Annotated in this window: 30 protein-coding genes and 2 tRNA genes; 14 read left to right on the top strand and 18 right to left on the bottom strand. The window is 72.4% G+C overall.

The annotated features are described in order from the left end of the window. Positions 1–27 precede the first annotated feature (27 nt). On the top strand, positions 28–660 hold the full coding sequence (locus B9O00_RS28130; protein ID WP_085126050.1) for a glutathione binding-like protein: 633 nt from the start codon (positions 28–30) through the stop codon (positions 658–660). Between the two features lie 18 nt (positions 661–678). On the opposite strand, the gene hpnR is transcribed toward B9O00_RS28130, so the two are convergent. From hpnR to B9O00_RS28110, 4 genes are all read right to left on the bottom strand, one after another. Further along, positions 679–2,223, bottom strand: coding sequence for a hopanoid C-3 methylase HpnR (gene hpnR, locus B9O00_RS28125; protein WP_085126049.1), 1,545 nt, complete (start codon positions 2,221–2,223; stop codon positions 679–681). 165 nt (positions 2,224–2,388) lie between these two features. Further along, positions 2,389–3,330 (bottom strand): 2OG-Fe(II) oxygenase family protein, encoded by a 942-nt coding sequence (locus tag B9O00_RS28120; protein WP_085126048.1) that lies wholly within the window; start codon positions 3,328–3,330, stop codon positions 2,389–2,391. A 155-nt stretch (positions 3,331–3,485) separates the two neighbouring features. Then, complete coding sequence (locus B9O00_RS28115; protein ID WP_085126047.1) at positions 3,486–5,108, bottom strand: peptide chain release factor 3; 1,623 nt, start codon at positions 5,106–5,108, stop codon at positions 3,486–3,488. A gap of 207 nt (positions 5,109–5,315) precedes the next feature. After that, positions 5,316–6,140, bottom strand: a complete 825-nt coding sequence (locus tag B9O00_RS28110; protein WP_322111228.1) for an AraC family transcriptional regulator — start codon at positions 6,138–6,140, stop codon at positions 5,316–5,318. Between the two features lie 58 nt (positions 6,141–6,198). On the opposite strand from B9O00_RS28110, the gene B9O00_RS28105 reads away from it, so the two are divergent. The 8 genes from B9O00_RS28105 (at position 6,199) to phnE (ending at position 11,077) form a co-directional block, all read left to right on the top strand. Further along, positions 6,199–6,621, top strand: a complete 423-nt coding sequence (locus B9O00_RS28105; protein WP_200808689.1) for a DUF2000 family protein — start codon at positions 6,199–6,201, stop codon at positions 6,619–6,621. Between the two features lie 243 nt (positions 6,622–6,864). Beyond that, positions 6,865–7,461 carry a methyltransferase family protein gene (locus B9O00_RS28100; protein ID WP_159460352.1) on the top strand — a complete coding sequence of 199 codons (597 nt, stop codon included), beginning with the start codon at positions 6,865–6,867 and terminating at the stop codon, positions 7,459–7,461. A 62-nt stretch (positions 7,462–7,523) separates the two neighbouring features. Continuing rightward, a tRNA-Pro gene (locus tag B9O00_RS28095) sits at positions 7,524–7,600 on the top strand. Positions 7,601–7,655: 55 nt separating this feature from the next. After that, entirely contained in the window at positions 7,656–7,961 is a 306-nt protein-coding gene (locus B9O00_RS28090) for an ETC complex I subunit (RefSeq protein ID WP_085126044.1), read from the top strand. A 22-nt stretch (positions 7,962–7,983) separates the two neighbouring features. After that, positions 7,984–8,355: a VanZ family protein gene (locus B9O00_RS28085; RefSeq protein ID WP_085126043.1), complete on the top strand. Its 372-nt coding sequence runs from the start codon at positions 7,984–7,986 to the stop codon at positions 8,353–8,355. A 183-nt stretch (positions 8,356–8,538) separates the two neighbouring features. Next, positions 8,539–9,447 (top strand): phosphate/phosphite/phosphonate ABC transporter substrate-binding protein, encoded by a 909-nt coding sequence (locus B9O00_RS28080; RefSeq protein WP_085126042.1) that lies wholly within the window; start codon positions 8,539–8,541, stop codon positions 9,445–9,447. Positions 9,448–9,461: 14 nt separating this feature from the next. Next, positions 9,462–10,253: a phosphonate ABC transporter ATP-binding protein gene (gene phnC / locus B9O00_RS28075; RefSeq protein ID WP_085126041.1), complete on the top strand. Its 792-nt coding sequence runs from the start codon at positions 9,462–9,464 to the stop codon at positions 10,251–10,253. Beyond that, a complete protein-coding gene (gene phnE / locus B9O00_RS28070; RefSeq protein WP_085126040.1) occupies positions 10,250–11,077 on the top strand; it encodes a phosphonate ABC transporter, permease protein PhnE in 828 nt (275 codons plus the stop codon). The genes phnC and phnE overlap by 4 nt, the downstream gene beginning before the upstream one ends. A gap of 267 nt (positions 11,078–11,344) precedes the next feature. Here phnE and B9O00_RS28065 read toward each other — a convergent pair whose 3' ends face one another. Beyond that, positions 11,345–13,369 (bottom strand): TRAP transporter permease, encoded by a 2,025-nt coding sequence (locus B9O00_RS28065; protein ID WP_085126039.1) that lies wholly within the window; start codon positions 13,367–13,369, stop codon positions 11,345–11,347. Between the two features lie 153 nt (positions 13,370–13,522). Continuing rightward, positions 13,523–14,521 carry a TAXI family TRAP transporter solute-binding subunit gene (locus tag B9O00_RS28060; protein WP_085126092.1) on the bottom strand — a complete coding sequence of 333 codons (999 nt, stop codon included), beginning with the start codon at positions 14,519–14,521 and terminating at the stop codon, positions 13,523–13,525. A 225-nt stretch (positions 14,522–14,746) separates the two neighbouring features. On the opposite strand from B9O00_RS28060, the gene B9O00_RS28055 reads away from it, so the two are divergent. The 5 genes from B9O00_RS28055 to B9O00_RS28035 all read left to right on the top strand — a co-directional run bounded on the left by B9O00_RS28055 (position 14,747) and on the right by B9O00_RS28035 (position 17,268). Then, on the top strand, positions 14,747–15,127 hold the full coding sequence (locus tag B9O00_RS28055) for a TfoX/Sxy family protein (protein WP_159460351.1): 381 nt from the start codon (positions 14,747–14,749) through the stop codon (positions 15,125–15,127). Positions 15,128–15,669: 542 nt separating this feature from the next. Then, a complete protein-coding gene (locus tag B9O00_RS28050; protein WP_085126037.1) occupies positions 15,670–15,900 on the top strand; it encodes a hypothetical protein in 231 nt (76 codons plus the stop codon). Then, positions 15,900–16,172 carry a hypothetical protein gene (locus B9O00_RS28045; RefSeq protein WP_085126036.1) on the top strand — a complete coding sequence of 91 codons (273 nt, stop codon included), beginning with the start codon at positions 15,900–15,902 and terminating at the stop codon, positions 16,170–16,172. Before B9O00_RS28050 ends, B9O00_RS28045 begins: the two co-directional genes overlap by 1 nt. Positions 16,173–16,219: 47 nt before the next feature. Beyond that, positions 16,220–16,296: transfer RNA gene (locus tag B9O00_RS28040), tRNA-Arg, on the top strand. Between the two features lie 243 nt (positions 16,297–16,539). Then, positions 16,540–17,268, top strand: a complete 729-nt coding sequence (locus B9O00_RS28035) for a hypothetical protein (RefSeq protein WP_085126035.1) — start codon at positions 16,540–16,542, stop codon at positions 17,266–17,268. A 97-nt stretch (positions 17,269–17,365) separates the two neighbouring features. Here B9O00_RS28035 and B9O00_RS28030 read toward each other — a convergent pair whose 3' ends face one another. The 12 genes from B9O00_RS28030 to B9O00_RS27975 all read right to left on the bottom strand — a co-directional run. Next, entirely contained in the window at positions 17,366–17,812 is a 447-nt protein-coding gene (locus B9O00_RS28030; protein WP_085126034.1) for a thermonuclease family protein, read from the bottom strand. A 4-nt stretch (positions 17,813–17,816) separates the two neighbouring features. Continuing rightward, positions 17,817–18,347, bottom strand: coding sequence for a DUF4376 domain-containing protein (locus B9O00_RS28025; RefSeq protein ID WP_085126033.1), 531 nt, complete (start codon positions 18,345–18,347; stop codon positions 17,817–17,819). A 3-nt stretch (positions 18,348–18,350) separates the two neighbouring features. Further along, on the bottom strand, positions 18,351–19,331 hold the full coding sequence (locus B9O00_RS28020; RefSeq protein WP_143596373.1) for a hypothetical protein: 981 nt from the start codon (positions 19,329–19,331) through the stop codon (positions 18,351–18,353). Positions 19,332–19,342: 11 nt separating this feature from the next. Continuing rightward, entirely contained in the window at positions 19,343–19,861 is a 519-nt protein-coding gene (locus B9O00_RS28015; protein WP_085126031.1) for a DUF4376 domain-containing protein, read from the bottom strand. A 2-nt stretch (positions 19,862–19,863) separates the two neighbouring features. Further along, entirely contained in the window at positions 19,864–20,745 is an 882-nt protein-coding gene (locus B9O00_RS28010) for a hypothetical protein (RefSeq protein WP_085126030.1), read from the bottom strand. A 1-nt stretch (position 20,746) separates the two neighbouring features. After that, positions 20,747–21,406: a YmfQ family protein gene (locus tag B9O00_RS28005; protein ID WP_085126029.1), complete on the bottom strand. Its 660-nt coding sequence runs from the start codon at positions 21,404–21,406 to the stop codon at positions 20,747–20,749. A 3-nt stretch (positions 21,407–21,409) separates the two neighbouring features. Further along, entirely contained in the window at positions 21,410–22,471 is a 1,062-nt protein-coding gene (locus B9O00_RS28000; RefSeq protein ID WP_085126028.1) for a baseplate J/gp47 family protein, read from the bottom strand. Further along, positions 22,471–22,920 carry a phage GP46 family protein gene (locus tag B9O00_RS27995; RefSeq protein WP_085126027.1) on the bottom strand — a complete coding sequence of 150 codons (450 nt, stop codon included), beginning with the start codon at positions 22,918–22,920 and terminating at the stop codon, positions 22,471–22,473. Before B9O00_RS27995 ends, B9O00_RS28000 begins: the two co-directional genes overlap by 1 nt. Beyond that, a complete protein-coding gene (locus B9O00_RS27990; RefSeq protein ID WP_085126026.1) occupies positions 22,917–23,471 on the bottom strand; it encodes a phage baseplate assembly protein V in 555 nt (184 codons plus the stop codon). Before B9O00_RS27990 ends, B9O00_RS27995 begins: the two co-directional genes overlap by 4 nt. Beyond that, a complete protein-coding gene (locus B9O00_RS27985) occupies positions 23,468–24,616 on the bottom strand; it encodes a phage baseplate assembly protein (protein WP_143596372.1) in 1,149 nt (382 codons plus the stop codon). Before B9O00_RS27985 ends, B9O00_RS27990 begins: the two co-directional genes overlap by 4 nt. Beyond that, positions 24,609–25,856: a DNA circularization protein gene (locus B9O00_RS27980; RefSeq protein WP_085126024.1), complete on the bottom strand. Its 1,248-nt coding sequence runs from the start codon at positions 25,854–25,856 to the stop codon at positions 24,609–24,611. The genes B9O00_RS27985 and B9O00_RS27980 overlap by 8 nt, the downstream gene beginning before the upstream one ends. Then, on the bottom strand, positions 25,853–26,639 hold a 787-nt coding region (locus tag B9O00_RS27975; protein ID WP_235017217.1), incomplete at its 5' end, for a phage tail tape measure protein. The genes B9O00_RS27980 and B9O00_RS27975, both read right to left, overlap by 4 nt.

Raw genomic sequence — 26,639 nt, 5'->3', positions numbered from 1 at the left:
CGACCTGATCCTGAGGAGGCATTCCCGATGGAGCTCTATTTCTCGCCGCTCGCCTGCTCGATGGCCTCGCGCATCGCGCTCTACGAGGCCGGGGCCGAGGCGGCCTTCGTCGAGGTCGACGCGCGCGCCAAGCGCCTGGCCGACGGCGGCGACTTCCTGTCGGTCAATCCGCTCGGCCTGGTGCCGGTGCTGCGCGAGGACTCGGGCGAGCTGCTGACCGAGAACGCCGCGATCCTGCAGCACCTGTCCGAGCGCTTCCCCGAGGCCGGCCTGGCGCCCGCCGAGGCCGCCGGCCGGCAGCGCCTGCGGCAATGGCTGAGCTTCGTCGCGACCGAGCTGCACAAGGGGCTGTTCATGCCGCTCTTGAGCGCGAAGTCGAACGAGGGCGCCAGGGCCTACGCCCTGGAGGTCGGCCGCGGCCGCCTCGACTTCCTGTCGCGCCACCTGGAAGGGCGGGACTACCTGCTCGAGGCCTTCAGCGTCGCCGACGCCTACCTGGTGACGGTGCTCGGCTGGTCGCGGGCGACCAGCCTGAACCTCGCCGACTGGCCGGTGCTCAAGGCCTACGTCGCGCGCCTGCGCGAGCGGCCGAGCGTCGCCCGCGCACTGGCGGAGGAGCTGGCGCTCTACGAGGCCCAGGAGCAGCGCCGGGCGAGCTGAGAGCCAGGTGCGGAGGAACTACTCCGCCGCGCCCAGCCGGGTCTCGTCGACGAAGCGCTCGGTCGCCGAGTCGAGGGCCCGGCTGCGCCGGCCGCCGCTGTCGTGGACGTAGAGCGAGCGCGGCTCGACGCTGGCCCGGGCCGGCGGCGGCAGGGTCATCTCGCAGGTGGGCGGCCGGCGGTGGTCGGCCAGCAGCAGCGCGGGGTCGTAGACCTTGTTGAACTTCCACAGCATGCCGAAGAAGTTGGTCTGGCCGCGCAGCGCCAGCCTGGCGATCACCGGCGCGAAGTCGCGCAGCGCCCGCCAGCGCAGGTGCTTCCTGTTCATGACCTGCTGGGTCCTGACCAGCTCGGCGTAGAAGCGCTCGAGCGGCAGGCGGGTCGGCAGCACGGCGTGCTGGATGTCGAACAGCCGGTAGTCGCGGGTCGTCAGGCGCCGGGCGTCGGTGTTCCAGATCTCGGTGCCGGGGTAGGGGGTGGTGACCGAGATGTTGACGATCTCCGGGATCTCCAGGCACCACTCGCGGACCACGCGGAAGCGCTCCTCGTCCCAGTCCGGGTCGGCGATGATGTTGATCGCGACCTGGATGCCGAGCGAGCGGGCGAAGTCCAGGGCCTCGAAGTTCTGGCCCAGCGTCGCGCGCTTGCGGAAGCGCTTCAGGCCCGCCTCGTCGATCGCCTCCAGGCCGAGGAACATGTAGGTCAGGCCGAGGTCGCGCCAGAGCCGGAAGACCTCCTTGTTGCGCAGCAGGACGTCGCCGCGGGTCTCCAGGTAGTACTGCTTCCTGATGCCGCGCCGGGCCGCCGCCTCGCCGATCGCGAGGCCGTGGCGGGCCTGGATGAAGGCGACGTCGTCGACGATGAAGACGCCGGGCTCGCGGATCCGCGCCAGCTCCTCGGCGGCGACCTCCGGGCTGACCGTGCGGTAGCTGCGGCCGTAGAAGGTCCAGGCGCTGCAGAAGCTGCAGTCCCAGGGACAGCCCCGCGAGAACTCGATCGAGGCGACCGGGTCGAGCATGCCGATGAAATACTTGCGCCGGTGCCGCACCAGGTCGCGGGCCGGGCGCAGATCGTCGAGGCTCTCGACGAAGCGGGGCGGCGGGCCCTCGCCCTCGGCGGTGATCGCCCCGGGCACCCGGGCGACGGCCTCGGGCCCGTCGGGGATCGCCTCCAGCAGGGCCGGGATCGCCGCCTCGCCCTCGCCGCGCAGCACGCAGTCGATGGCGCCCTCGGCGTGGGCCAGCAGGTCGCCGGCGACGAAGGAGGCGCTGTGGCCGCCGACGAAGACGAAGCAGCCGGGCCGGTGGGCCTTGATCGCCCTGGCCAGCTCGACGACCTCGGGGACGTTGGCGAGGTAGTTGCAGGAGATCGCGACGGCGTCCGGCCGCCAGTCCTCGACCAGCCGGAGGCAGGCCTCCGCGGGCTCGACCTGCAGATCGATCAGCTTCGCCTCGTGGCCGGCCTGCCTGGCCGCCTCGGCGACCAGCTCGAGGCCCAGCGGCTCCAGCCGCAGGAAGATCCTGGTGTACATCAGGGGGCCGGGATGGACGGCGAGACATCGCATGGCTCGGCACCTCCGTTTCGGGTCCTCGGTCTCCCCCCTCTAATTCGCGTCCCCACCCAGTCGTTTCATCGCGCCGGTTCGACGCGCGCCTTCGAGGCCGAGGCTGGCTGAGGAATGGGCTGGCAATGTGGCGGCCCGGCCGGGCGGTCCGGCGGCCTCCGGGCCCTAGAGCCGCCGCTCGACGCCGTGGAACTCGACGAAGCGGCGCATGCGCTCCCAGAGGAAGTCGCCGTAGACGAAGGGCGCGGCCTCGCCGAGCAGCGGCTCGATGCGCGCCTCGACCCTGGGCTCGAAGAAGAACGGCACGGAGCCGCGCTCGCCGAGGCCGCCGACGACCCGGTGCTCGGTCGCGCGGATCGCCCCGCCGGTGATGTCGCTCAGCATCTGGCCGAAGTTGACCGCCAGGCCGTCGCCCGGCACGTCGAGCCAGGCGCCGTCGGGCGCGCGTGCCTGCAGGCCGCCCGTGCCGTCGGTCCAGAGCAGGGTCACGAAGCCGCTGTCGCTGTGCGGCCGGCCGACGACGACACGGCCGTCGGGCAGCAGCTCGCTGTCGGCCGGCAGCGTGTCGGCGGGCCGCGGCGGGTAGCGCAGCAGCCTCAGCGTCGAGTTGCCGCCCTCGAACCAGCCGAGCGGCCGCTCGGGCGCGACGCCGAGGCCGAGCGCCACCGCGCGCAGCAGCTCGACCCCGAGCGCCTCGAAGCGGGCGTAGGCGCGGGCGACCGACTCACGCCAGCCGGGGCAGGGCTCGGTCGCCGGCCAGGGCGTCGCCTCGGTCAGCGGGTCGCCGTCGTCGGGCGTCCAGCCGTCGTCGAGGGCGTCGCGGCCGAGGTCGATGCCCTCCTTGTAGGTCGGGTCGCCCCGTTGGACCGGGAAGTAGCCGCGATAGACGTTGCGGTGCGCCGGCTCGAACTTGCGGCGGGCGAGCGCGCGCTTGGCGACCTCCGGCAGCGCGAAGAAGCGCAGCAGCAGGCGCATCTCGGCCTCGAAGCCGGCGTCGACGACGCCGTCGAGGACGACGAAGCCCGGGTCGCGGCCGGCGGCGACCAGGGCGCGGGCGGTGGCGGGGGCGGCGAGGGTCCGGGCGTCGACGCGGGGGATGGAGGTCACGGATGGTCTGCTGGCTCGGCTCGTTTGATTCGCTTCATGCTGAGCTTGTCGAAGCGCGAAGCGAAGTCGGCCGTGTCGGTGCCGAAACGGCTTCGTGGTTCGACAGGCTCACCATGAAGCCGTCAGGTGCCCGCGCCGGGCACCTGGCAAGATCGCTAGACCACCCGCTCGCGCGTCTTCAGGAAGCGCACCTTGGGGTGGTTCTTCTGGGCGTCCTCCAGGTGCCAGGCGTTGCGCGCCAGGAACACCGGGCAGTCGTCGTGGTCGTCGGCGATGGCGCTGCGCTCGCCTTCGGTCAGGGCCTTCAGCGCCGCCGGGTCGTCGCTCTCCAGCCAGCGCGCCGTGTAGTAGACCGTCGGCTCGAAGATCACCGGCACGTCGTACTCGGTGCGGATGCGGTCGGCCATGACCTCGAACTGCAGGGCGCCGACGACGCCGACGATCCAGTCGGCGCCGAGCCGCGGCTTGAAGACCCGCGCGGCGCCCTCCTCGGCGAGCTGGGTCAGGGCCCGGCCCAGGTGCTTGGCCTTCAGAGGGTCCTTGGGCCGGACCTTCTGCAGCAGCTCCGGCGCGAAGGCCGGCAGGCCGGTGAAGTGCAGCTCCTCGCCCTCGGTCAGGGTGTCGCCGAGGTGCAGGTTGCCGTGGTTCGGGATGCCGATGATGTCGCCGGCCCAGGCCTCCTCCGCCAGCTCGCGGTCCTGGGCCAGGAACAGCACCGGGTTGTGCACGTTGAGCAGCTTGCCGGTGCGCACCTGCTTCAGCTTCATGCCGCGCTTGAAGTGGCCCGAGGCGAGCCGCACGAAGGCGATGCGGTCGCGGTGCTTGGGGTCCATGTTCGCCTGGATCTTGAAGACGAAGCCGGCGACCTTGTCGTCGGCCGGCGGCACCGGGCGCTCGGCGGCCGGCTGGATGCGCGGCGGCGGCGCCAGGCGCGCGACGCCCTCGAGCAGCTCGCGGACCCCGAAGTTGTTGAGCGCCGAGCCGAAGTAGACCGGCGTCATGTCGCCGGCCCGGTAGGCCTCGAAGTCGAAGGCCGGGCAGAGGCCGCGCGCCATCTCGACCTGCTCGCGCAGCTCCCTGACCGCGTAGTCGGGCAGCAGCTTGTCGAGCTTGGGGTCGTCGAGCCCCTGGCACTGCTCGCCCTCGGCCGGGCGCTCGCCCTTGGAGCGGGCGATCAGCAGCAGCTTGTCCTCGAACAGGTCGTAGCAGCCGAGGAAGCCCTTGCCCATGCCGATCGGCCAGGAGGCCGGGGTGACGTCCAGCTGCAGGGTCTGCTCGATCTCGTCGAGCAGCTCGAAGGGGTCGCGCGCCTCGCGGTCCAGCTTGTTGATGAAGGTCACGATCGGCACGTTGCGCAGGCGGCAGACCTCGAAGAGCTTGCGGGTCTGCGCCTCGATGCCCTTGGCGGCGTCGATCACCATGATCGCCGAATCGACGGCGGTCAGGGTGCGGTAGGTGTCCTCCGAGAAGTCCTCGTGGCCCGGCGTGTCGAGCAGGTTGAAGGTGCAGTCCTTGTAGTCGTAGGTCATCACCGCGGAGGTCACGGAGATGCCGCGCTCCTGCTCGACCTTCATCCAGTCCGAGCGGGCGCGCCGGCGCTCGCCGCGCGCCTTGACCGCGCCGGCCAGCTGGATCGCGCCGCCGAACAGCAGCAGCTTCTCGGTCAGCGTCGTCTTGCCGGCGTCCGGGTGGCTGATGATCGCGAAGGTGCGCCGCCTTGCGATCGGCGGCGGCAGGTCCGCCGCGCCGGCGTCGGGGGCGATGACTGTCGTGTCCATGGAACCTGTTCCGTAATGCGGTGCCTCATGTAGCGGAGGCGGGGGCCGGATGAAAGGGGCGGTCCCATTCCGATCTCCTCTCCGCCCCTGGGGGCGGAGAGGCCGGGAGAGGTGGGGGAGGGCCAGAGCGGCGAGATCTGCGAAGACGGCAGGTGTCCTGCCACACCTACCCCCGACCCTCTCCGCCCCACCGGGGCAGTGAGGGAGTCAGGAAATCATCGCCCGCCAGCGGCCCGGCGACAGGCCGTAGGCGGCGCGGAAGCGGCGGGTCATGTGGGCCTGGTCGGCGAAGCCGGCGGCGAGCGCCGCCTCGGCCAGGGACTCGCCGCCGCGGACCAGGGCCCTGACCCGCTCCAGGCGGCGCAGCGTCAGGTAGCGGTAGGGGCTGGTGCCGAGCCGTGCCCGGAACTGGCGCAGCAGCCGGAAGCGGTCCAGGCCGCTCGCCGCCTCCAGCTCCTCGGCGGTGACCGCGCGCGCGCTCTCGGCCTCGAGCAGGGCGCGGGCACGCTCGACCGCGGCGGCGTCGCGCCCGGCCGGGCCGCGCGGCCGTGCCGAGGGATCGAGCGCGCGCAGCGCCTCGGCCAGGGCGAGCACCAGCTGCGTGCGCTCCAGCGGCTCCAGCGGCCGCTCCAGGTCGGACAGCGCCGCCGCCAGGGCCCCGCCCAGGCGGCGGTCGGCGGTGATGCCGCCCGGCACGAAGGGCAGGCTGTCCGTCCCCCCGCCGTCGAGCGCCGCCGAGACCAGCTCGGGCGCCAAGTAGAGCATGCGGTAGCGGAAGCCCATCGGCCCGCCGGCCCGGCCGTCGTGGCGCTCGTCGGGATGCAGCACCAGGGCGTGGCCGGCCAGGGAGTCGCGCCGGCTGCCGCGGTAGTCGAAGCACTGCACGCCGGCCAGCGTCAGGCCCAGGCCGTAGCTGTCGTGGCGGTGCGGGTCGAAGGCGTGGCCGGCGAAGCCCGCCTCCATGCGCTCGAAGCCGGGTGCGTCCGGTGCTTCCCGAATCCAATCCCGGCCCTCCGGCCCGGCCGGCTGCACGGCCGGCCTGCAGGATCGTTCAAGATCGCCGGGGGCGCGGGGAGGCAGGCTGCGGGCCATGAGCAACGCCATCGTCTTCGAGACCAAGATCGCCGTCGTCGTGCGCGACGGCCTCGCCGCCTGGCAGAAGCTGAACGTCGCCTGCTTCCTGGCCGGTGGCCTGGTCGGAGCCTACCCCGAACTGGCCGGCGAGCGGTACCGCGACGGCTCGGGCCGGCCCTACGGCCCGCTGATCCGCCAGCCGGTGCTGGTCTTCGCCGCCGACTCCGCCGGCCTGACCCGCACGCTCACCCGTGCCAACGAGCGCGGCGTGCCGGTCTCGCTCTACACCGCCGAGCTCTTCGCGACCGGCAACGACCGCGACAACCGGGCGGCGGTTGCCGCCGTGCCGACCGAGGCGCTCGACCTGGTCGGCCTGGCCCTGCACGCCGAGCGCCGCGAGGTCGACAAGGTGACCCGCGGCCTGAAGCTGCACGGCTGAGCGGCGCGCGCCCTCGAAGGGCGGCGCCGCCCCGAGCTTCCCCGGCGACCCGGGCTTCCTTACGAAATTGCGAGAGTCAGGCAATTCGGACGGGAGCCGCCGTGCTGTCTACTATGCGCCGCCTCGTGGATCCGCGGGCGGCGGCGCGGCTTCGGCCCTCGCTCCGCACAGGCACGAGTCGGTCTGCAGGTGCACAAGCGAGGTCGTCGGAAAATGGAAGTGTCGGTCGCGACAGAGATCAACATGCTTTTCGTGCTCGTCACGCTGGGCGTCGCCCAGGTCTACCTCGAGTGCACCACGGAGCGACGGCAGCGATACCTCGAGGGCGGCATCCGGTCCCTGCAGTACCTGCTCGGCATTCCGGCGCTGCTCAACCTGGGCCTCTTCCTGGCCGATCCCGACCTCTGGGCCGGCGGCTACCTGTCCGTCTCGCGCCCTCTCGCCGTCGCCGGCGTGGTGATCTTCAATGCCGCCGCCCTGACGATCCTCTGGGCCCATCTGTCGCTCAGGCGCTTCCGGTCGGCCGAGCTCGAGACCAGGGCCGACCATCGCCTGGTCGAGACCGGGCCCTATCGTTGGATCCGGCATCCGCTCTACTCGAGCTATCTCCTGATCACCGCCGGCCTGTTCCTGATGACCGGCAACTGGCTCGTCACGGCCCCGATGTTCGCCTACTTCCTGGCCATCGCGGCGCGAGCCTGGAAGGAGGAGGCGATGCTGCTCGAGCGGCTCGGCGGCAGCTACCGCGAGTACATGGCGCGCACCGAGCGCTTCCTGCCGCGGCCGGCCGGCGCGCTGCGCGCCGGCGCCTCCTACCTGCGCCAAGCGTTTCCGGACTAGCCCGGGGGCGACCCGCCGCTGGACTTGGCGGCGGCCGCTGACTACCTTCCGCGGCGGAAGGGCGGGGAGTAGCGCAGTCTGGTAGCGCATCTGCTTTGGGAGCAGAGGGTCGCTGGTTCGAATCCAGTCTCCCCGACCAGCTTCCGGCGCGTCATCGGACGGGGCCCGTCCGCGATCAGAGGGTATCGAGAGCCATGCAGGTGCGCATCTACCAGCTTCCCAAGACGGCCATGCAGTCGGGCCGGGCGCTGACCAAGCGCTGGGTCGTCGAGTACGAGCAGGCCGACGGAAAGCAGGTCGAGCCGCTGATGGGCTGGACCTCCTCGGGCGACACCCGCCAGCAGCTCCGGCTCTATTTCGAGAGCCAGGCCGAGGCCGAGTCCTACGCCCGGCGCCACGGCCTGATGTACGCGGTCGAGCTGCCGCACGAGCGCAAGGTCCGGCCCAAGGCCTACGGCGACAACTTCCGCGCCGACCGCCTGATCACCTGGACCCACTGAGGGCCGCGGCGGCCCGCGCGGGGTGCTCGAGCGTGCGCTGCAGCTCGGCTTCTGGCTCGCCCTGGCGGCGGTCACGCTGCTGGCGCTGATGCCGCAGCCGCCGCAGGTCGTGCCGCTCGACTCCGACAAGGCGCAGCACGCCCTGGCCTTCGCCGTGCTGTCGCTCGGCCTGGCCTTCGCCTACCGGCGGCTGTCCTTCCCCTGGATGCTGCTGGCGCTGGCCGCCTACGGCGGCGCCATCGAGCTCGCCCAGCTGATCCCGGCGCTGCACCGCGACAGCGACCTGATGGACTGGCTGACCGACCTCGCGGCCATCGCCGTCGTGCTGCCGGCGGCGGTGCTGCTGCGGCGCCGGCTGCCGCTTCCTGCGACGAATCGTAACAGGTCCCGCTGACCGGGCCGCCGGCGCGCGGCAGGCTGCGGCTTTGACGGCCGCTGACACGAAACTGCAGCCGAAGCGACCGCGAAGCGCAACGGAACCTCTCCAGACTGGTCACACACGGTCTCTAGCGTCGCTCCCGCAAGGACGCCCTGCGGGGACGTCTTCCGCGTGGTTCCACAGGGGAGGAGGACAAGCATGACCAGGTCCGTGATCACGATGCTCGGCTGCGCCGCCGTGCTCGCCGCCGGCGTCGCCGGCACCCACCCGGCCGCCGCCGCCGCGGCCGGCGACTGCCCGAACGACGGCGTCGTCCGCTTCGGCGTCGAGCCCTACGAGGCGGCGGCCCACCTGCTGCCGGTCTACGAGGACCTCGGCAAGCTGCTGGCCAGGAAGCTCGGCTGCGAGGTCAGGATCTACATCGGCACCAGCTACAACGCCGAGATCGAGGCGATGCGCAACGGCAAGCTGGAGCTCGGCCAGTTCGGTCCGCTCGGCTACGTCCTGGCGCACCAGGTCGCCAAGGCCGAGGCCGTCGCGACCTTCTCGAACGAGAAGGGCGAGCCCGAGCACTACTTCGCCGGCATCGTCACCTGGCCGGGCTCCGGCATCGAGAAGATCGAGCAGGTCAAGGGCCAGTCCTTCGCCTTCTCCGATCCGGCCTCGACCTCCGGCCACCTGTTCCCGGCCTATGCCCTGCGCAAGAACGGCATCGACCCGGACAGCGGCGTCAAGGCGATCTACGCCGGCTCGCACACCGCCTCCTACGAGGCGCTGCGCAACCACAAGGTCAAGGCGGGCGAGCTGAACAGCGAGCAGATCACCTCGGCCAAGAACGCCGGGATCTACAAGCAGGACGACTTCGTCCAGCTCTGGGAATCCCAGCCGATCCCCGAGGATCCGATCTGCGTGCGCGGCGACCTGCCCGAGGGCTTCAAGAAGCGCCTGACCGGGGTGCTGCAGAACCTCGATCTCTCGGAGCTGCCGGCCAAGGACCTCAAGGTGCTGATCGGCAGCGGCAAGAAGCTGGTGCCGCAGACCGACGCCGCGTACGACCAGATCCGCGACCTGGTCGACACGTTGCACGTCGACCTGGCCAAGCTCTAGGCCGGGATCCGGTCATGGCAGGAGCAGGCGCAGGGCCAGGTGGCGAGACGCTGCTGCGCGTCCGCGGTCTCAGGATGCGCTTCGCCGGCGGCACGGCGGCGCTCGACGGGGTCGACCTTTCGGTCGGCCCCGGAGAGCTGGTCATCGTGCTGGGCAGCAACGGCAGCGGCAAGTCGACCCTGCTGCGCTGCATCTCCCGCCTGCTCCATCCGACCGGGGGCGAGATCCTGGTCGCCGGGCAGAACCTGTCCCGGCTCGAGGGCGCGGCCCTGCGCCGCGCCCGCCAGGCGCTCGGCATGATCTTCCAGCACGGCAACCTGGTGCGCCGGCGCAGCGTGCTGGCCAACGTGGTCAGCGGCTCGCTCGGCCGCCATCCCGGGATCCGGACCTCGCTCGGCCTGCTGCCCGCCGGGGAGGTGCCGGCGGCGCTCGGCTACCTGCGCGAGGTCGGCCTGGAGCACTTGGCGCAACGCCGCGCCTCGACGCTGTCGGGCGGCCAGGCCCAGCGCGTCGCGATCGCCCGGGCCCTGGCCCAGCGGCCGCGCCTGCTGCTCGCCGACGAGCCGGTCGCCAGCCTCGATCCCGAGGCGGCGGAGGAGATCATGCGGCTGCTGCGGCGCCTGGCCAAGGAGGACGGCCTGGGCGTGCTCTGCGTGCTGCACCAGCCCGAGCTGGCGGTGCGCTACGCCGACCGGATCGTCGGCCTGCAGCACGGCCGCGTGCTGTTCGACCAGCCGGCCGGCGAGCTCGCCGAGGCACCGATCGACCGGCTCTACGAGGCCAAGACCCAGGCACAGGCGGCATGAGCGACGAGACCTTCACGACCCTCGGGACGCGCGAGCGCGGCCTTGCCGCGGCGGCGGGCTTTCGCTCGCGGCCCTCGCTGCTGCAGTTCCTGCTGCTCTTCGCCTTCGGCGCGCTGGTCGTCCAGACGCTGATCGTCGTCGAGGCGCGGCCGCAGGACCTGATCACCGGCGTCTCCGGCATGGCCGACCTGCTGGCCCGCGCGACGCCGCCGGACTGGAGCCGCCTGCCCGACGCCCTCTGGCCGGCCCTCGAGACGGTCGACATCGCGATCTTCGGCACGGTCTTCGCCGTGCTGCTGGCCGCGCCCCTGGCGATCCTGGCGGCCGCCAACGTGACCCCGGCGCGGCCGTTCTACTACCTCGCGCGCGGCATCATCGCCCTGACCCGGGCGGTGCCCGACCTGGTCTGGGCGCTGCTCTTCGTCACCGCCGTCGGCCTCGGGCCCTTCCCGGGCGCGCTGGCGCTCGCCGTCCATTCGGTCGGCATGCTGGGACGCCTGTTCGCCGAGGTCGTCGAGGACATGGACATGGGCCCGGTCGAGGCGCTGACCACGACCGGCGCCAGCCGTCTGCAGGTCTTCACCCATGCCGTGCTGCCCGGCGTGCTGCCGTCGCTGCTCGGCATCAGCCTCTACCGCTTCGACGAGAACCTGCGCTCCTCGCTGGTGCTCGGCTTCGTCGGCGCGGGCGGCATCGGCTTCCAGCTGCTGACCGCGATGAACCTGTTCCAGTACCGCACGGTCTCGCTGCTGCTGATCATCGTCTTCGTCCTGGTCATGTCGGCCGAGCGGATCTCGGCGCTGCTGCGCGCGCGGGTCGCGTAGCGGACGATACGGTCGGAGCGCTCCGCGCTCCGGCCGCGCGGGGGCCGCGCCGTCTCGCTCCTGCCGCCTGCGCCGCTGTCGCTTCATCCCGAGCGCGCCCGCTGCGCGGGCGCAGTCGAGGGACCCACGGGCGGTACCGCGACCCGGATCCCGTCCCGGCCCGTGCGCCCTTCGACAGGCTCAGGGTGAAGCGGGGCAGGGGCGAACGGCTGCCTCGCGACGGGTGCGGCGGCATCCCGCCGGTGCAGCCAACCCCGACGCCAACCCCTAGGCCAGCGCCGGCGCCCTCAGCCGGGCGAGCTGCGCGACCGCGACCGGGACGACCAGGGCGAGGCCAATCAGCGAGGAGGTCAGCTCGGGCGCGACCAGCAGCAGCGCCGCCAGGATCAGCAGCAGCCGCTCCCAGGTCCGGGTCTGCACCAGCAGGAAGCTCGACAGCGCCGCCGAGAGGAAGACGATGCCGGCGACGCAGCCGAACAGCGCGACCAGGAAGCTGCTCCAGCTGAAGCCCTCGACAACCAGCAGCAGCGAGGGCGAGAAGACGAAGACGAAGGGCACCAGCGCCTTGCCGAGCGCCAGGCGGAAGGCGGTGTTGCCGGTCCGGAAGGGATCGGCGCCGGCCATCGAGGCGGCGGCGTAGGCGGCGATCGCGACCGGCGGCGTGACGTCGGCCAGGACCCCGAAGTAGAAGACGAAGAAGTGCGCGACGATCGGCACGACGCCGAGCATGCCGAGCGCCGGGGCGGCGACCGTGACCATGATGATGTAGGTCGCCGTGGTCGGGATGCCGCAGCCCATCAGGATGCAGACGATGCCGGTCAGGATCAGCGCGAACATCAGGGTCAGCGCGTGCTGGCCCATGATGAAGGCCGGCAGCCAGGCGCCGGTCCAGGCCGCGAGGTCGCTGGCCGTGGTGTTGACGATGAAGGAGATCTTGAAGCCGACGCCGGTCAGGGTGACGACGCCGACGACGATGCCGACCGTCGCCGCCGCGGCGCCGACCGCCAGGGCGTACTTGGCGCCGTCGCGCAGGCCCTCCCAGATCTCGCGCGGGTGCATCCGGCGGCGCGGGTTGAGCAGGCCGACCAGGATGCAGAGCGTGATCCCGGTGAAGGCGGCGAAGTAGGGGGTGTAGCCCAGGAACAGCAGGCCGATCAGGCCGGCCAGCGGGATCACCGCCGGCCAGTCGCGCCTGAAGGCGGCGCGCAGGTCCGGCATCTCCTCGGGGGTCAGGCCGCGCAGGCCCTCGCGCTTGGCCTCGAAGTGGACCTGGCAGAACACGCCGAGGAAGTGCATCGCCGCCGGCAGGATCGCCGCGATGATGATCGTCGTGTAGGGCAGGTTGAGGAACTCGATCATCAGGAAGGCGGCCGCGCCCATGATCGGCGGCGTGATCTGGCCGCCGGTCGAGGCGGTCGATTCGACCGCCGCCGCGAAGTGCTTGCGGTAGCCGAGCCGGACCATGGCCGGGATCGTCAGCGAGCCGACGGTGACGGCGTTGGCGACCGAGGAGCCGGAGATCATGCCGAACAGCGCCGAGCCGAAGATCGAGACCTTGGCCGGGCCGCCGGCATAGCGCCCGGCGACCCAGGCGGCGCAGTCGAGGAACAGCTGGCCGAGGCCGATGCGCGTCGCGAAGACGCCGAACAGCACGAAGTGGAAGACGTAGGTCGCGACGACGCCGAGCGCGATGCCGTAGATGCCCTGGCTGGTCAGGTAGAGGTGGTTGACCAGCTGCGGGATGGTCGCGCCCGGGTGCACCAGGATGCCCGGAATGTGCGGGCCGGCCAGGGCATAGGCCATGAAGATCAGCGCGATGACCGGCAGCGGCCAGCCGATGGTCCGGCGCGTCGCCTCGAGCAGCAGGGCGATCAGCACGAGGCCGAGGGCGACGTCGCTGTCGGTCGGGTTGCCGACCCGGAAGGCCAGCTCGTCGAGCGGGATCAGCGGCACGTGCAGCACTGCGACGACCGCCAGCGCGGCCAGCAGCCAGTCGGCGAGCGGGATGCCGAGCGGCTTGAGCGGCGTCGCGAGCGGCTCGGCCTTGTGGCCGGCGGCGGTCAGCGGGAAGACCAGGAAGACCAGCGCCAGCACGAAGGACAGGTGGACGCCGCGGTGGATCATCTCCGGCAGCAGGCCGAAGCCGGCGGTGTAGTAGTGGAAGCAGGAGAGCGCGACCAGCAGCGCGCCGACCAGCAGGCCGGCGGTCGGGCCGAGCGGCCGGAAGGCGATCTCCGGGTCGAACTTCTCTTCCAGTTCCCGGGCCCTGGCCTCGTCCAGTTCCATGGTCATCGTCGCTTTCCCCTTGCTGACTGCGGCGGGCTTCGCGCTCGCCGTCGCTGTTCGCCGGCGACGCGGTCCGGGCCGTCATGCCCCCCCGAAACGCGGACGCGCCGCCCGCCCGGGCCGGGCGAGCGGCGCGCCGCAGCCGTCCGGAAGCGGGGCCTACTTGATCAGGCCGGCTTCCTTGTAGAAGCGCTCGGCGCCCGGATGCAGCGGGATGCCGATGCCGTTGAGCGCGGTCTCCTCGCGGATCACCTTGCCCTTGGCGTGGCCGTTGTCGAGCAGCTTGCGGGTGTTGGCGTTCCACAGCGCCTTGGTGATGCCGTAGATCAGGTCGCCGTCGACCTTGCTGCTGGTCACCCACTGGGCGTTGACCGAGATCGTCTTTGTCTCGCCGACGTCCTTGTAGGTGTCGGCCGGCACCGTGTCGGTGCTGAAGAAGCCGTAGTCCTTGAGGATCTTCTCGGCCTGCGGCCCGGTGATCGGCACCAGCTCGACGCCGGCCGAGGTGGCCAGCTCCGAGATCGCGCCGGCCGGATAGCCGCCGACGAAGAAGAAGGCGTCGAGCGCGCCGTCGCGCAGCCGGTCGCCGGCGGCGTTCGGCTTCAGGTACTCCGGCTGCACGTCCTTCTCGCTGAGGCCGTAGGCGGCCAGCACGATGCGGGCGTCGACCAGGGTGCCGGAGCCCGGCTCGTCGAGCGACACACGCTTGCCCTTGAGGTCGGCCGGCGACTTGATGCCCGAGCCCTTGCGCGCGACCAGGTGGATGGTCTCGGGGTAGAGGTTGGCGATCGCGCGCAGGTCGTCGACCTTGGGCTTGCCCTCGAACACGCCGGTGCCGTGGTAGGCCCAGTAGGCGACGTCGGACTGCGAGAAGCCCGACTCCAGGGTGCCGCCGTGGATCGCCGTGATGTTGGCGACCGAGCCGTTCGAGGCGACCGCCGTCGCGACCAGGCCCGGCACGCCGCAGGAGCCGCCCTTGTCGCAGGGCCGGCTGCCCGGCGGGTTGGAGATCGCGTTCGCGATCAGGCCGCCGATCGGGTAGTAGGTGCCGGCGGTGCCGCCGGTGCCGATCCGAAAGAACTTCAGGTCCTGCGCGTGGGCCGCGCCGGTCCCGGCACCGGCGAGAGCGAGCACGCTCCCGGCGACGATGCCTGCCATGACGGCCGCACGCGTCGCGCGACCGATCAAGCCGATCCCCATCATTCTTCCTGCCTCCGTTGTTTGCCCGACCCCCTGGGCCGGTTGCCGGAGAGCATGGAAAGATCGGGCGGCGAAGTCCACCGTGAAGAGTCGGATATGCCGCACCGGGGGCTTGCCAGGGCCCCGCCGGGCGCGGCCTATGGTGGCGGTCCGGGCAGCGCGAATCGAGGGAAGGGGCAGGGCATGGCTGGGGCATCGGGAACATCGTCCGAGAACCGCGCGCTGGCGGAGCGCCTGGCCGCGCGGCTGCTGCCGCTCGGCCCGATCGAGACCCGGCGCTTCTTCAGCGGCAGCGGGCTGTCGCTCGACGGCACGCTCTTCGCCTTCGTCGTGCAGGGCACGCTCTGGCTGCGCGTCGACGCGGCCAGCCTGCCGGCCTTCGAGGCCGCCGGCTGCCGGCCCTTCCGCTACAGCACCTCGCTCCGCGAGGTCACGGTCCGTGCCTGGTGGTCGGCCCCCGACGAGGCCGTGATGGTGCCCGAGGTCCTGCAGGACTGGGCCGCCCGGGCGCTGAAGGCCGCCCGCGCCAACCCGCCCAAGCGGCGCCGGAAGAAGAAGGCCTGATCGATCGATAAGCGTGCCCTCTCCGGCCCAGGGGCGGAGAGGGCAGGGAGAGGTGGGGGACCGGCGGCCGGTCCCGCGTGCTGTCAGCCATTTTCGAGCGCCGCTACCCCCCACCTCTCCCCGACCCTCTCCGCCCCGAAGGGGCAGAGAGGGAAGACTGCCGGGGCGCAAAGAACGATCGGAGACAGCGTTCATCCCTTGACCCCCGGCCACCCCTGGGCCACCTTGGCTTCGTCGCCCGGGACGAGCCCGGACGGCCGCGGAGATTTGAGCGAGCAGCTTGCGCCGCGTCACCAAACGCTAAAGCGCCACGGCACGGTCGTGGCCCTCGAAGAGGAGGACACCATGGCCGAGCGTCATGATCCCGAACAGCGAATGTGTCGACCCCCGGCAGGGCGGCCCCGCCGCCAGCGTCGCCGCCGCTGAGCACCGCTCCGCGGCAGCGGGCCGCCTGATCCCGGGCCGGCCCGCGGTTCCGACGTTCCGGCCGCCGCCCGTCGGCAGGCGGCCGGGCGGTCTCCCGTTCGGGGAAACGCCGTTCCATGTCCCAGAGCTACGTGATCGAGATCGACGACGAGTCGGTCGGGCTGGTCGTCCGTGCCGGCGACGAGCGCCGCTTCGTCTTCCATGCCGCCAGCAGCCGCTTCGGCGCGCTCGACGGCGCCCGCTTCGCCACCGTCCGGGCGGCCGAGAAGGCCGCCGGCGCCCTGCGCCGCCGTCCGCCGCTTCCGAGCGGGCGGGATCCGGGCCGTGCCGCCGGCGGGCTGCGCTGATGGACGGCCTGCCGCGGCTCGGGCGCCTGCTCGCGGCCGAGGTCGAGCCGGACGAGGCGCGGCCGCCCGAGCCGGCGCCGCCGCCGGCTGCCGCGGCGGCGGGCGACAGCCTGCCGGCCCTGGCCCGGGTCATCGCGGCGAGCCGGACCGCGTCGGGCGCCGCGGCGGCCCATGCCGCCCGCGGCGCGGCGAAGCCGGCCGGCCGCCTGCCGGCGATGGCCCGGCTGCTCGCCGCCGACCGGGCGGCGAGGCGCCGGTCACGCGGAGGCTGAAAAGCGCCGTCGCCGCCGCTATAGTCCCGCGCCGGAAGGCATCCCGCGCGCCCGTAGCTCAGCTGGATAGAGCACGTGCCTTCTAAGCATGGGGTCGCAGGTTCGAATCCTGCCGGGCGCGCCACTTGCCGAGGAGCAGGCCGCTCAGGCGGGGCCGGCGGCGCGGGCGCGCCGGCGGCCCGCCAGCAGCAGCCCGTACAGTGTAGCGCGGCGCGAGATTTGGCACCGATCGGCAGATGATTTGGCACCGGAAGGGGTTCCGGCCAAGGCCCTCGGTGTTCATCGTTGGTAGGCACTTTGAACTTGGCTTGAACGCCCTCTTAAGGTCTCCTCCCGGCCTCGTTGCGCATCTTTGGAGGGACCACACGTGGAGTTCGTCAGCCTCGCTCTGTTCCTGCTCGCACCCCTGGCCCTGGTCGCCTTGCTGATCGGCCTGATCTCGCCGCGCTTCTTGCTGCGCTCCGCGACCGCTACCCGCAGGAGGGTGTTGCTGGTGTGTGGTGCCGCCTTCCTCGTCTCCCTGGTTGCCGGCAGCATCGCCATGACCCAGAGCGCCAGCTGGAAAGCGCAACAGGCGGCAATGGACGCCGAGGCCGCTGCGAAGAAGGCTCGCGAGGAGGCCGCCGCAGCTGCTGCCGCCGAGAAGGCGCGCCAGGAGCAGCAGGCGGCGGAAGCCGCCGATCGCGAGGCCGAGGCAAGGCGGAAGGCCGCAGCAGAAAAAGCCTACCAGGAGCGGCTTGCGGCCGAGGCCGCCAACCGCGCGGCCGAGGCAAAGCGGAAGGAGGCCGAGGCGGCGCGCTGCCGCCAGGATCTCCAGTGCTGGGGCGACAAGCACGCGTTGGCCGCCAGCTTTGCTTGCGACGATCCGGTGGAACGTCTGGCGCTGAACAGCTTCAAATGGACCAACGGGTGGCTGGAGCCGAAGTTCAGCCACTTTCGCTGGCAGGACAAGGAACACGGGGTCATTACCTACGCCGGCGACAAGATCCAGTACCAGAACGGCTTCGGCGCCATGATCAACCATGTCTATGAGTGCGACTACGCGACGGAGACCAAGCAGGTGCTGGCCGTCCGCGCCCATCCGGGCCGTCTGTAAGCCGGCCCGTCGGCGGTCTTCACGATGTCAAACAGCGGCAGGAAGGCCGTTGGCGGAACGGCTTCCTAGTGTCGTGGCAGTGGCAGCGGGCGGGCCATCACGGGCACCAGCCCACCCGATGCCCGCCGTCGTAGGGTCTCGCGAGGCCGGCGGCGACCAGGTCGGCGGCGACGTTCTTGCCATCGGTGAAGACGTCGGCGTCGACCCGGCCGCCGTACTTGTCGGCCTCGATCCGGCGCAGCTCGACCACGCTGCCGACCAGATCGCGCAAGGTGTCCCGGGCGCGGATCGCGGCGGCACGCTCGGACTCGCACTTGCCGCGGATCTCGGGGGCATCGACGCCGCGCAGCCGCACGGCGGTCTCGACCGTCGTGCCGAGCCAGACGTGGGCTCGAACGGTGAGGGTGTCGCCGTCATAGACCGAGACGACGTCGGCAGCGACAGGTCCCAGGATCGTCTCGGACGCGCCCGCGCCCGCCGCCGCGCCCCACAGAAGCGCCGCCAGGGCGATCTGGCCGGCCCGGACCGCGAACCGCTCGACCATCACCTCACTCCCCGGCGATGAAGGCAGCGGCCTCGCCGCGCGCCTGGTCTAGGATAGCGTCGATCGCCGCTTGGGTCGCGCCCGCGACCCGCACCGCGTCCTTGAGTGGCCAGGACCATTCGTACTGCGCCGCGACGTGGTCCAGCGCAGCGTCGCCGAGGGCGATCGTCTGCTGCGGGGTCAGCTGCCGGGTCGTGTTGGCGCCATCCCGGAAGGGGATGACGGCATCGGCGACGCCCTGGCCGTCGAGGCGCAGCGCCTTGGCGTAGAGGCAGTCGAGGCTGGCGCGGTCGTCGGCGTCGCGGGTGTCGACCTTGGCCAGGTCGCCGCCGCCGAAATCGAAGACGAAACCCTTGGCGATGCGCCGGTCGCGCAGCCGGCCGATCTCCCGGGCGGCAGCTTCGGCCGGCGCCGGCGATCGGTCGAGGAAGCGGCGCAGCTCGGCGTCGTCGCCGGCCAGGTGCTCGGCCGCCTCGGCGCTGGGGCGGGCGTAGGCGGCGGCGATGGCGCCGGCGGGATCGCGCTGGACGTACATGGCTCAGTTCTCCGGCAGGTCGATTTCGCTGAGGTAGAGGTCGAAGCCCGCGCTGACGTTGCCCTTGAAGAAGCCGATCTGGGAAGCCTGGTCGGTCAGGCCGCGGGTCTGGCCCCAGGTCCACTGTGTGACGCCGCCTGGCTCGGTGTCGGTCGCACGCCCGCCGTCGTAGCTCGACCAGCCCGAGGGTGCCGGGAACAACGAAGGGTCTTGCAGGCCGGGTGTGTAGAGGCGCCACATGCCGTTATCCGACCCGGCCGGGGTGACGAAGTAGACGCCGAAGGTCAGTCGGTAGTTGCGGCCGGTGGGCAGCGGAGTTGCCACCGACTGCCAGGGCGACACCGGCCCGGCCCCGACGCTGGCGAGCAGCGGGCGATCGAGGAACCAAACGCGCCGGGCGTTCTGTGCGAACGGATAGATGTGGCTGGAGCTGTCGGTCACGACGATGCCGATCAGGCGGCGCCGGGTGTAGCCGGCCGGCATGGTGGGTGCGTCCAGGCTGGCCGAGACCAGCACGTCGGCCGCGCCGTCGTCGCCGGCGATGGCGTGGAGCGCGTAGCCGGTGTTGGCTGCCAGGCCGCCGGCATCGAGCCCGCCGCCGCTGCCCAGCGACCAGGCGGCCGAGAGGTCCTTGTCGACCGCGGCGGCCAGGGTCATCAGGTCGCCGTTGCCGTCGACGATCTGGCCGGCCGTCACGTTGACGACGCTGTTGCTGACCCTGCTCGGCAGCAGGCCGACGCCGCCGACGCCGCCGGGTGCGGCGGCGGCCGAGGCCAGGCGCGGGATCGCCTGGGCAAGCTGGGTCAGGTCGGCGCCGTCCGGCACCAGGCCGGCGGCGGTGATCACGTTGGTGATCTCGCGCTGGGGGTGCTCGAAGGTCGCGGCGTCGATGATGCTGCCTTCGATGCCGGCGGCCGGCTGGCCGTTGACAAACGGCCGGTCCGGGTCGCCGGTGTTGCCGTTCAACGGGGGGACGTACTTCATTGGCGGTCTCCTCAGCTCGGCCAGCCGGCCGTGATGTCGACGGCCTCGGCCTCGGCCGGACTGCCTGCGGCGTCGATCGCGGCGCAGATTGCCTGCTCTCGATCGAAGTGAGCGTCGATCCAGGCCGCCAAGCCCGTGCCGATCGCGATCAGGCTGTTGAGATCCTGCCCGACGAACGCGCCGTCCTGGGTTTTCCAGGCGGCGATGGCGAAGGTTCCCGGCCCGTTGATCGACTCGTAGACCTGGCCCCACTGGACCGCTTGGCTCACCGAGGCCCGGCCTTCGACGTCGGAGTGATAGGTGTGCCCATCGCTGTGCTGGTAGCCGGCGACCTGGCGCTGCCAGCGGACCGTCGCGACCTGCGTGCGCCTCGACTGTTGCACTTCGGCGAGATCCGGCACCGGCAGGCTCCACGCCTGGCCGTCATAGAGGTAACCCGGGATCACGTCACCGGGAGCCTCGACGAAACCCACGGCCGCCTTGTCCTGCACCTGGACGACGACGCCCTGGACGACGAGTGCGTAGACCATGGTCAGCCCACCTTCCACATGAAGAACTCGGTGTAGTGCTCCGGGCCGAAGCCGCCGGCGGCACCGAAGCCGTTCGAGCTGACCGTCGTGGCGCAGCGATGCCGGATCTCCAGGGCCTTGGGCGCAGCAAGCGTGAAGAGTCCGGAGATCCAGCTTCGTGTCTGCGTCTGGATCGTGTTGACGGTCATTTCGGACGTGCCGCGCAGCAACTCAGCGCCGTCCGTCGCGTTCCACAGCCAGGCCTGGTGATTGCCGCAGTTGTAGGCCGGCGCCGACCCGAGGAAGAGGTAGGTGCCGGCCGGCGGGGTGAACTGGTTACCTGCCAGCGTGACGCCGATCTGATCGGTCCGCTCGGTGTTGATGGTGCGCACCTGGTCCGCCCCGGCGGTGAAGGTGCCGCCGGCCGTGCCCTGCGTCCTGAGGTCGAGGGCGTGGTAGAGCGCGCTCTCGAAAGGTCCCGCGATCGACAGCGCGTCGAGCTGCTGCTTCGTGACCGGGTGCAAAGGGTCGGTCCCGTCGCCCGACAGCTTGAACTGGCCGGTCATCGTCACGCCGCCGGCTTTCGGCAAGGCGGCGAGCGCCGTCAGTGCGGCGCCCGGCGAGAGCAGCTCGTAGCCGGCGCCGGTGGCGTTGGCGCGCAGGAAGTAGAGCGCTTCGCCCGCGGTCGGCACCACGATCAGACCCTCGGCCGCCGCCTGCGCCGCCTCGGCAGCCACCTTGGCCGCGACCGCGTCGTCGGTAATCGGCTGCAGCTGGCCGGTCAGGTAGGCGAGCAGTAGCGCGAGCGGCACCGAGGCCGGCAGGCCGGCCTTGGAGACCGGCAGCCGCTCGTCGCCGGTCAGCGCGGCCTCCGGGATCGCGGTGGTGAGATCCCACTGCTCCATGTCAGATCCTCACGTTGAAGCCGGCGATCAGGATCTCGCTGCCGCCGATCGCCAGCAGCCGCGGGTCCGTGTAGCCGATGATCAGGTCGCTCTGGGCCGGCGACGCGCGGTGCAGGAAGCACTCCAGGTCCGTGGCCCGGTCGATCCGGGCGAGCGGGTCGACGCCGGCCTGGCTGAGCGCCGCGCGGAACCAGGTGACCCGGGGCCCGAGGACCGTAGCGCGCCAGGTGTGGCGCACCGAGGCCTCGCCGTTGGCCGCGTCGAGGCCGGCCCGGCCGATGCCGGCGACGAAGGGCCGGTACTCGAAGATCTCGATCTCGTAGCCCATGCCGGCGGCGAGCGCGGTCATGAAGGCACGGGATTGGCCGCCGCGGGCAGTCAGGCGGGCGACGACGCGCCGCCGCCGCAACTCCAGGCCCTCGGCCGGCCCGGCGCAGCTGTCCGGCTCGCCGACCACCCGTTCCCAGTCCGTGAGCAGATCGTAGGTGACGCGCGGGTCGGCCTCGACGACCAGGTCCCACGCCCGCTGATCGATGCGCGCCAGCTCGCCTGCGAGACCGCTGCCGAGCAGCCGGGTCAGCACGGCCTCCGGGTCCCGAGGCCAGGCGTCGCCGGGCGGCAGCAGGGCCTGGAGCTGGGCGAGATAGGCGGCGCGGTCCATGGCTCAGGCCCAGGTGATCGCGCCGAGGCGCGCGATGTGGCCGGCCGCCGAGACGATGTCGCCCGCCGGCACCTGCAGCTCGTGGCTGTACTCGCCGACCGCCGCCGAGATGGCGGCCCGGACGCGCGAGCGCGGCAGGGTGCCGCCCGGCTCGGCCTCGCGCACGAGCAGGTCCGCCAGCTCGGCCTCGACGGCCGCCCGGCCGGCCGTCGTGTCGGGATCGAGCAGGATCGTGAAGTCGACCAGGTCGGCGATCGGCGCGAAGACCGTGACGTCGGCGGTGACCGGGCGCTTCTCGTCGATGTGGCTCTGCACCTGCTCGACGACGGAGGGCGGCGGCAGCGAGCCGTCGGGCATCACGAAGGTGACGCCGACCGTCCCGGTGCCGAGATAGCTGGAATAGACCCAGACCTGCGTCTCGCCGACGACCTCCTTGACCCAGGCGGCGTAGTCGTGCCGGTTGCCGCCGTGCGGCGGCAGCTGGATGCGGTCGAGGATGCGCGCGCGCAGGCCGGCGTCGCTCTCCTGGTCGACGCCGCCGGCGATGCCGTTGCCGGCGCCGTCGTCCACCACGGCGGCCTGGCTCTGAACGCCGGCGAGCGTCGCCGTCAGTGCCAGGGTGGTGCCGATCGCGGCGACGGCGGCCGCCCCGGCCGTGACCGCCTCGACCGTGGCGGGAGCGGTTCCGCCCGCGCCGATCTGGACATCGGCGGTGGTGAGGTAGCGCTGATCGTCGGCCCGGCGCAGCTCGGTGCCGGCCGGCACCGTAACGCCGGCCAGGCCGGTCAGGGTGACCCGGCCCTGCGCCGAGACGGCACCTGCCCGGGCGATGCCCCAGATCGCCGCGTGCCGCTCCAGCTCCTCGGCGTCCGCGCTGTCCGGCAGGATCTGGCGCGAGATCCATTCCTGGTAGCCGTGCAGCTCGTGGCTGACGATCGCCATCATGCGGGCCAGCACGCCCTCGACCGAGCGCCGGGTCCGGGCATCGGCACCGGGCAAGGCCGCCTCGATCTCGGCGGCGAGACGGTCCCGGATCTCCTGGGGTGTCGGGCGCAGGAAGGGCATCAGAGCACCCCTGCCGCGATGGTGAGCGGCAGCGCCTGGACGGCGCCGGACGGGAGGCGGATCTCGACGGTGCCGGCGAGCAGGCCGATGCCCTGCCACTCCAGCGACACGACGACGCCGGCGGCGAGCCCCTCCTCGGCCAGCCAGGCCAGGGCCTCGCGCACGTAGTCCTCGGCCCGGCGCCTGGTCTCCTCGGTCTGCTTCTCGCGCTTGAGCAGCCAGAGCCTCGACCCGATGCGGTCGCCGGCGACCTGGCTCAGGGCGTCGCCGGCCCATCCGCGCCGGTCGCTGCCGGCGCCGGCCGGCAGGGGATCGTCGGTGAGGGCGCGGCGGTCGGTGAACAGGCTGACCAGCACGGCGGTGACCAGGCTGTCGTCGCCCGCCAGCCCGAACGGGCCGAGCTGCAGGTCCCCGCTCAGGGTGCTGCCGTCCCAGGCGAGCGCGATCATGACATCAGGCTCCCCGGCACCGGTGCGTCGGTCGGCCCGCCGGCGTCGTTCTCCGGGTGGACGTGGGCGTTGTAGAGGTCGCGCATGCCCTGGACCGTATGCGGGTTGCCGCTGCCGGTGCGGTCGATCAGGTCGCCGGTCACCTCGACGCGCGGGCAGTCGATCACGAGCTTGCTGCCGACCTTCAGTTCCGCCAGCCGGCCGCGCTTGAACAGCAGGAAGTCGCCCTCGTCGGTGTAGACCGCGACCTCGCCGGGCTGCAGGTCCCGCTTGCGGTGACGCCGGTCGTCGACCGCGACCGCGACCGGATGGTCCCGGTTGCCGCCGATGAAGAGCAGGAGGGCGTCGGCGCCGTCGAGCGGGTGCGCGGTGAAGCCGTACTGCTGGAAGCGCTCGACCGAGCTGCGCGTCTCGCCGGCGAGCAGGGAAGCCTGGACGCGCTGCAGGCCGCCGGCGTCGTCGACCAGGCGCAGGACGGCCCGGCCGATCATCAGCATGACGCGGCGGTGCAGCGGCGCGATGGCCTGGGCGATCGGGCGCAGGGGGTTCATGACCCCTCCCGCTTCTTCCAGGTGCCGTCGCCGTCCTGGATGTAGGTGACGCCGGTCTCCCACAGGCCGTAGGCGCCCTTGTCGCCCTTGCGCGCCTTGGCCGGCTCGGCGATCAGGGCGAAGGCGTCGGCCGGCGAGACCTCGATCTCGGTGAGCGTGCCCTGCTCGGACAGCGTCCAGGTCACGGCCGTGATCAGCAGCTCGCGCGCCAGGTCCAGGTAGCTGTCGGTGACCTGGACCAGGGTGTTCGGACGCCAGAGCCGGCCGGAGCTGCCGCGCCAGCCCTGGACCGTGTAGCGGGCACGCCGCGTCCGGCCGGCGGCGACCCGCGCCGCCCAGGCGGCGCGCTCGGCGAAGGTGGCGCCGTCGCCCTGCGTCTCGGCCAGGATGATGGTTGGCCGCCAGCGGGAGATCGCGGCGTCGGTGACGCGCGCCTCGGGTGCTGCGGCCTCGGCGGCGGTCAGGGTGTCGGTGCCCTCCTGCTGGCCGCGCACGACGTATTGCGAGAAGCGCTCGCGATGGCTGAACGTGCCGGAGGCCCTGAGGACGTTGCCGCGCTCGCCGCCGAGCTGGAGCGCCCCGGCAGCCGTTCCGCCCAGGCCGGCGCGGGTCAGCAGCAGCCCGCCGAGGCCGTCGCCGTTCGGCAGCACCGCGCGCTGGCGGCTGGCGCGCTCGATCGCGTCCCAGGCCGTCTCGCCCGGCTGCAGGGCGAAGCGGCCGAACGCCTTGCCGACGTCCGTCTGGGCGCGCACCGTCACGCCGAAGGGCGCGCAGATCCGCTTCGCCACCTCGCCGAGGGTCAGCCCGGCCCACTCGTGGGTGTCGTCGATGGTGGCGGCGCTGTCGACCAGGTCGCCGGTGCGGTCGCGGCCGGTCACCCGGACGGCGTGGCCGCGCTCGTCGTACTGGACGGATACCTCGTCGGTGTAGCCGGCCATCACCGTCTCGCCGTCGAGCGCGACGCCGCAGGCCGCGCCCGGCAGGATCGGGCGGCGCTCGCTCTGCCCCGCCCAGCGCTCGGTCAACCCCAGCTCGAACTCCAGGGCGCAGCGCTCGATCGACTGCGCGATGCTCATGGAGGTCCAGCCGCCGTAGACGACGCCGTCGACCGTCAAGGTGACGTCGGGCAAGCTCACGTCAGCCATCGAGCAGCACCTCGATCTCGTCGCCGCCGGGCACGAAGCCGGGCCGGCGCAGGGCGTTGCGCCGGCCGAGATCGGCGCCGCGGTCGAACAGGCCGGCCAGGTCGTCGCCGTCCAGCTGGTAGGCGAGCGCCGTCGAAGGCAGGGTGGCCGCCGGCCGCACCACGCCGATGCGCGGCAGCAGCGGCGCCCGCCCGGCGACGTCGCGGGCGAGGGCGCCGCGCAGGTCGACGGCGGCACCCCAGGTGGCGTCCCAGTCGGCCTCGGCGGCGCTGTCGGCGGTGCGGTCCAGGCTGTCGACGGCCTGCCCACGCCAGCGAATGGCCTGGTCGCGGCTGTCCCAGGGGATGCTGGTCGCGCTGCGCGCGGCCTCGACCGCGGCGGCCGAGCGCGCGAGCCGGACCAGCGCGGCCTGGTTGGCCGCCTCGAGCGCGCGGCTCGGGGTCGACGCCGTCACGGCCGGGAGGTCGCCGCCGAGCCCATCCGCCATGGCGAGCAGGGCGTTGCCGACCGCCAGGGCCCCGGGTCGCGCCGGGGAGGTCTCGCCGGCGAGCGCCGAGGTCTCGCCGAACAGGCCGGCGAGGCGGGTGCCGAGCTGCTGGCCGTCGACCAGGTCGGCAGGCCCGGTCGCGCCGAGCGTACCGAGGGCGGCGCCGAGGCTGCCGGACGAGGCGGCCTGCTGCAGGCCGAACCGGCGAAGGATGCCTGCGGCCTGTGCGGCGAGAGTGCGGACCGTCGCGGCGCCGCTGTCCGCCACGAAGTCGGGGATCGAAGCGCCGGAGAAGACCCGCGCGAAGTCGGCGACCGACGCGGCGGTCGCCGTGTCGGCGCGGCTGTCGACCTCGGCGGCGGTGTCGACCGCGGCGCTCGGGTAGATCAGCTCGCCGGCTTCCTGGACGGTGAGATCGAGGCGCGCGACGCGGCCTTCCCTGGTCGACCAGCGCGAGCGCGCCGCCGTGACCACCACCTGCAGCTCGCCGTAGACCGGATGGACCAGGCGGCCCGCGCCGGCGGCTTCGACAGCCGTCTCCAGGCTCTGCAGCTGCGCCGTCACGTCGTCGCCGACCAGGATGGCCTCGACCGTGAAGCTGCGGACCTTGCGGCCGAGGTCTTCGTGGGCCGGCTGGTTGCGGAGCGGATACTCGTGCGTCACGACACGCCGGCCGAGATCCTTGTCGCCGCCGTCGACGTGGAACGGCACGCCGCGGAAGCTGGCCGGGCGCAGGGTCTCCAGCCAGCTCATCCCGGCATCCCCATGACCAGGCCGGTGTCGATCGACCAATTGGAGCTGCGGTCGTTGGGGCGCGCCTCGGTGACGTGCGGGCGGCCGTCGCTGTCGATCCGGATGTTGAGCGTGCCGCCCGTGTCGACCCGCTGCGGGCCCGCCAGCGGAACGGCTGCCGCCCCGGCCGGCGCCGACCCGCCCGCCACCGACCCAGTCGTCGTCGACCCTGCCGGCGCTGGTGCGGCGTCGCCCCCACCGAAGCCGAAGAAGCTGGAGATGCCGGAGAGCGCGCTGTCCGCCATCCCCGAGACATCAATGTTGCCGACGCGGTCTTGGAGCGCGCCGACGCTCCTGGCGGCATCGGTGATGTCCGCGATGGCGCCCGCGATCGTTTCGACGATCGGCCGGACGGCCTCCCAGACGCCTTGCAAGGCGCCGCCGATGTGGGTGCCGAAGGTGCCGTCGATCCAGGCCACGAGCGCGTTGAAGCCGGCGATGACCGGGTCCCAGTAGGTCAGCCAGAAGCCGAGCGCGCCCTCGCCGACGCTCTTGAGGCCGTCCCAGGCGCGGCCGAAGTCGCCCGTGAAGACGCCAGCGAGGAAGTCCGTCCAGCCGACGAAGACCTGCTCGACGCGGCCCCACAGCGCTTCGAACCAGGCGGCGATGCCGTCCCAGTCCCGATAGACCAGGTAGGCGGCGCCGGCGATCGCCGCGACCGCCGCCAGGAACCAGCCGAGCGGGGTCGTCAGCAGGGCGACGCCGAGCGTCACGAAGGCTCCCGTGAGGCTCGCCAGCGCCCCG

Source organism: Tistlia consotensis USBA 355 (assembly GCF_900177295.1).
Taxonomy (GTDB): Bacteria; Pseudomonadota; Alphaproteobacteria; order Kiloniellales; family DSM-21159; genus Tistlia; species Tistlia consotensis.
The sequence above is the reverse complement of the archived record's forward strand: the minus strand, read 5'-3'. Positions and strand labels throughout refer to the sequence as shown.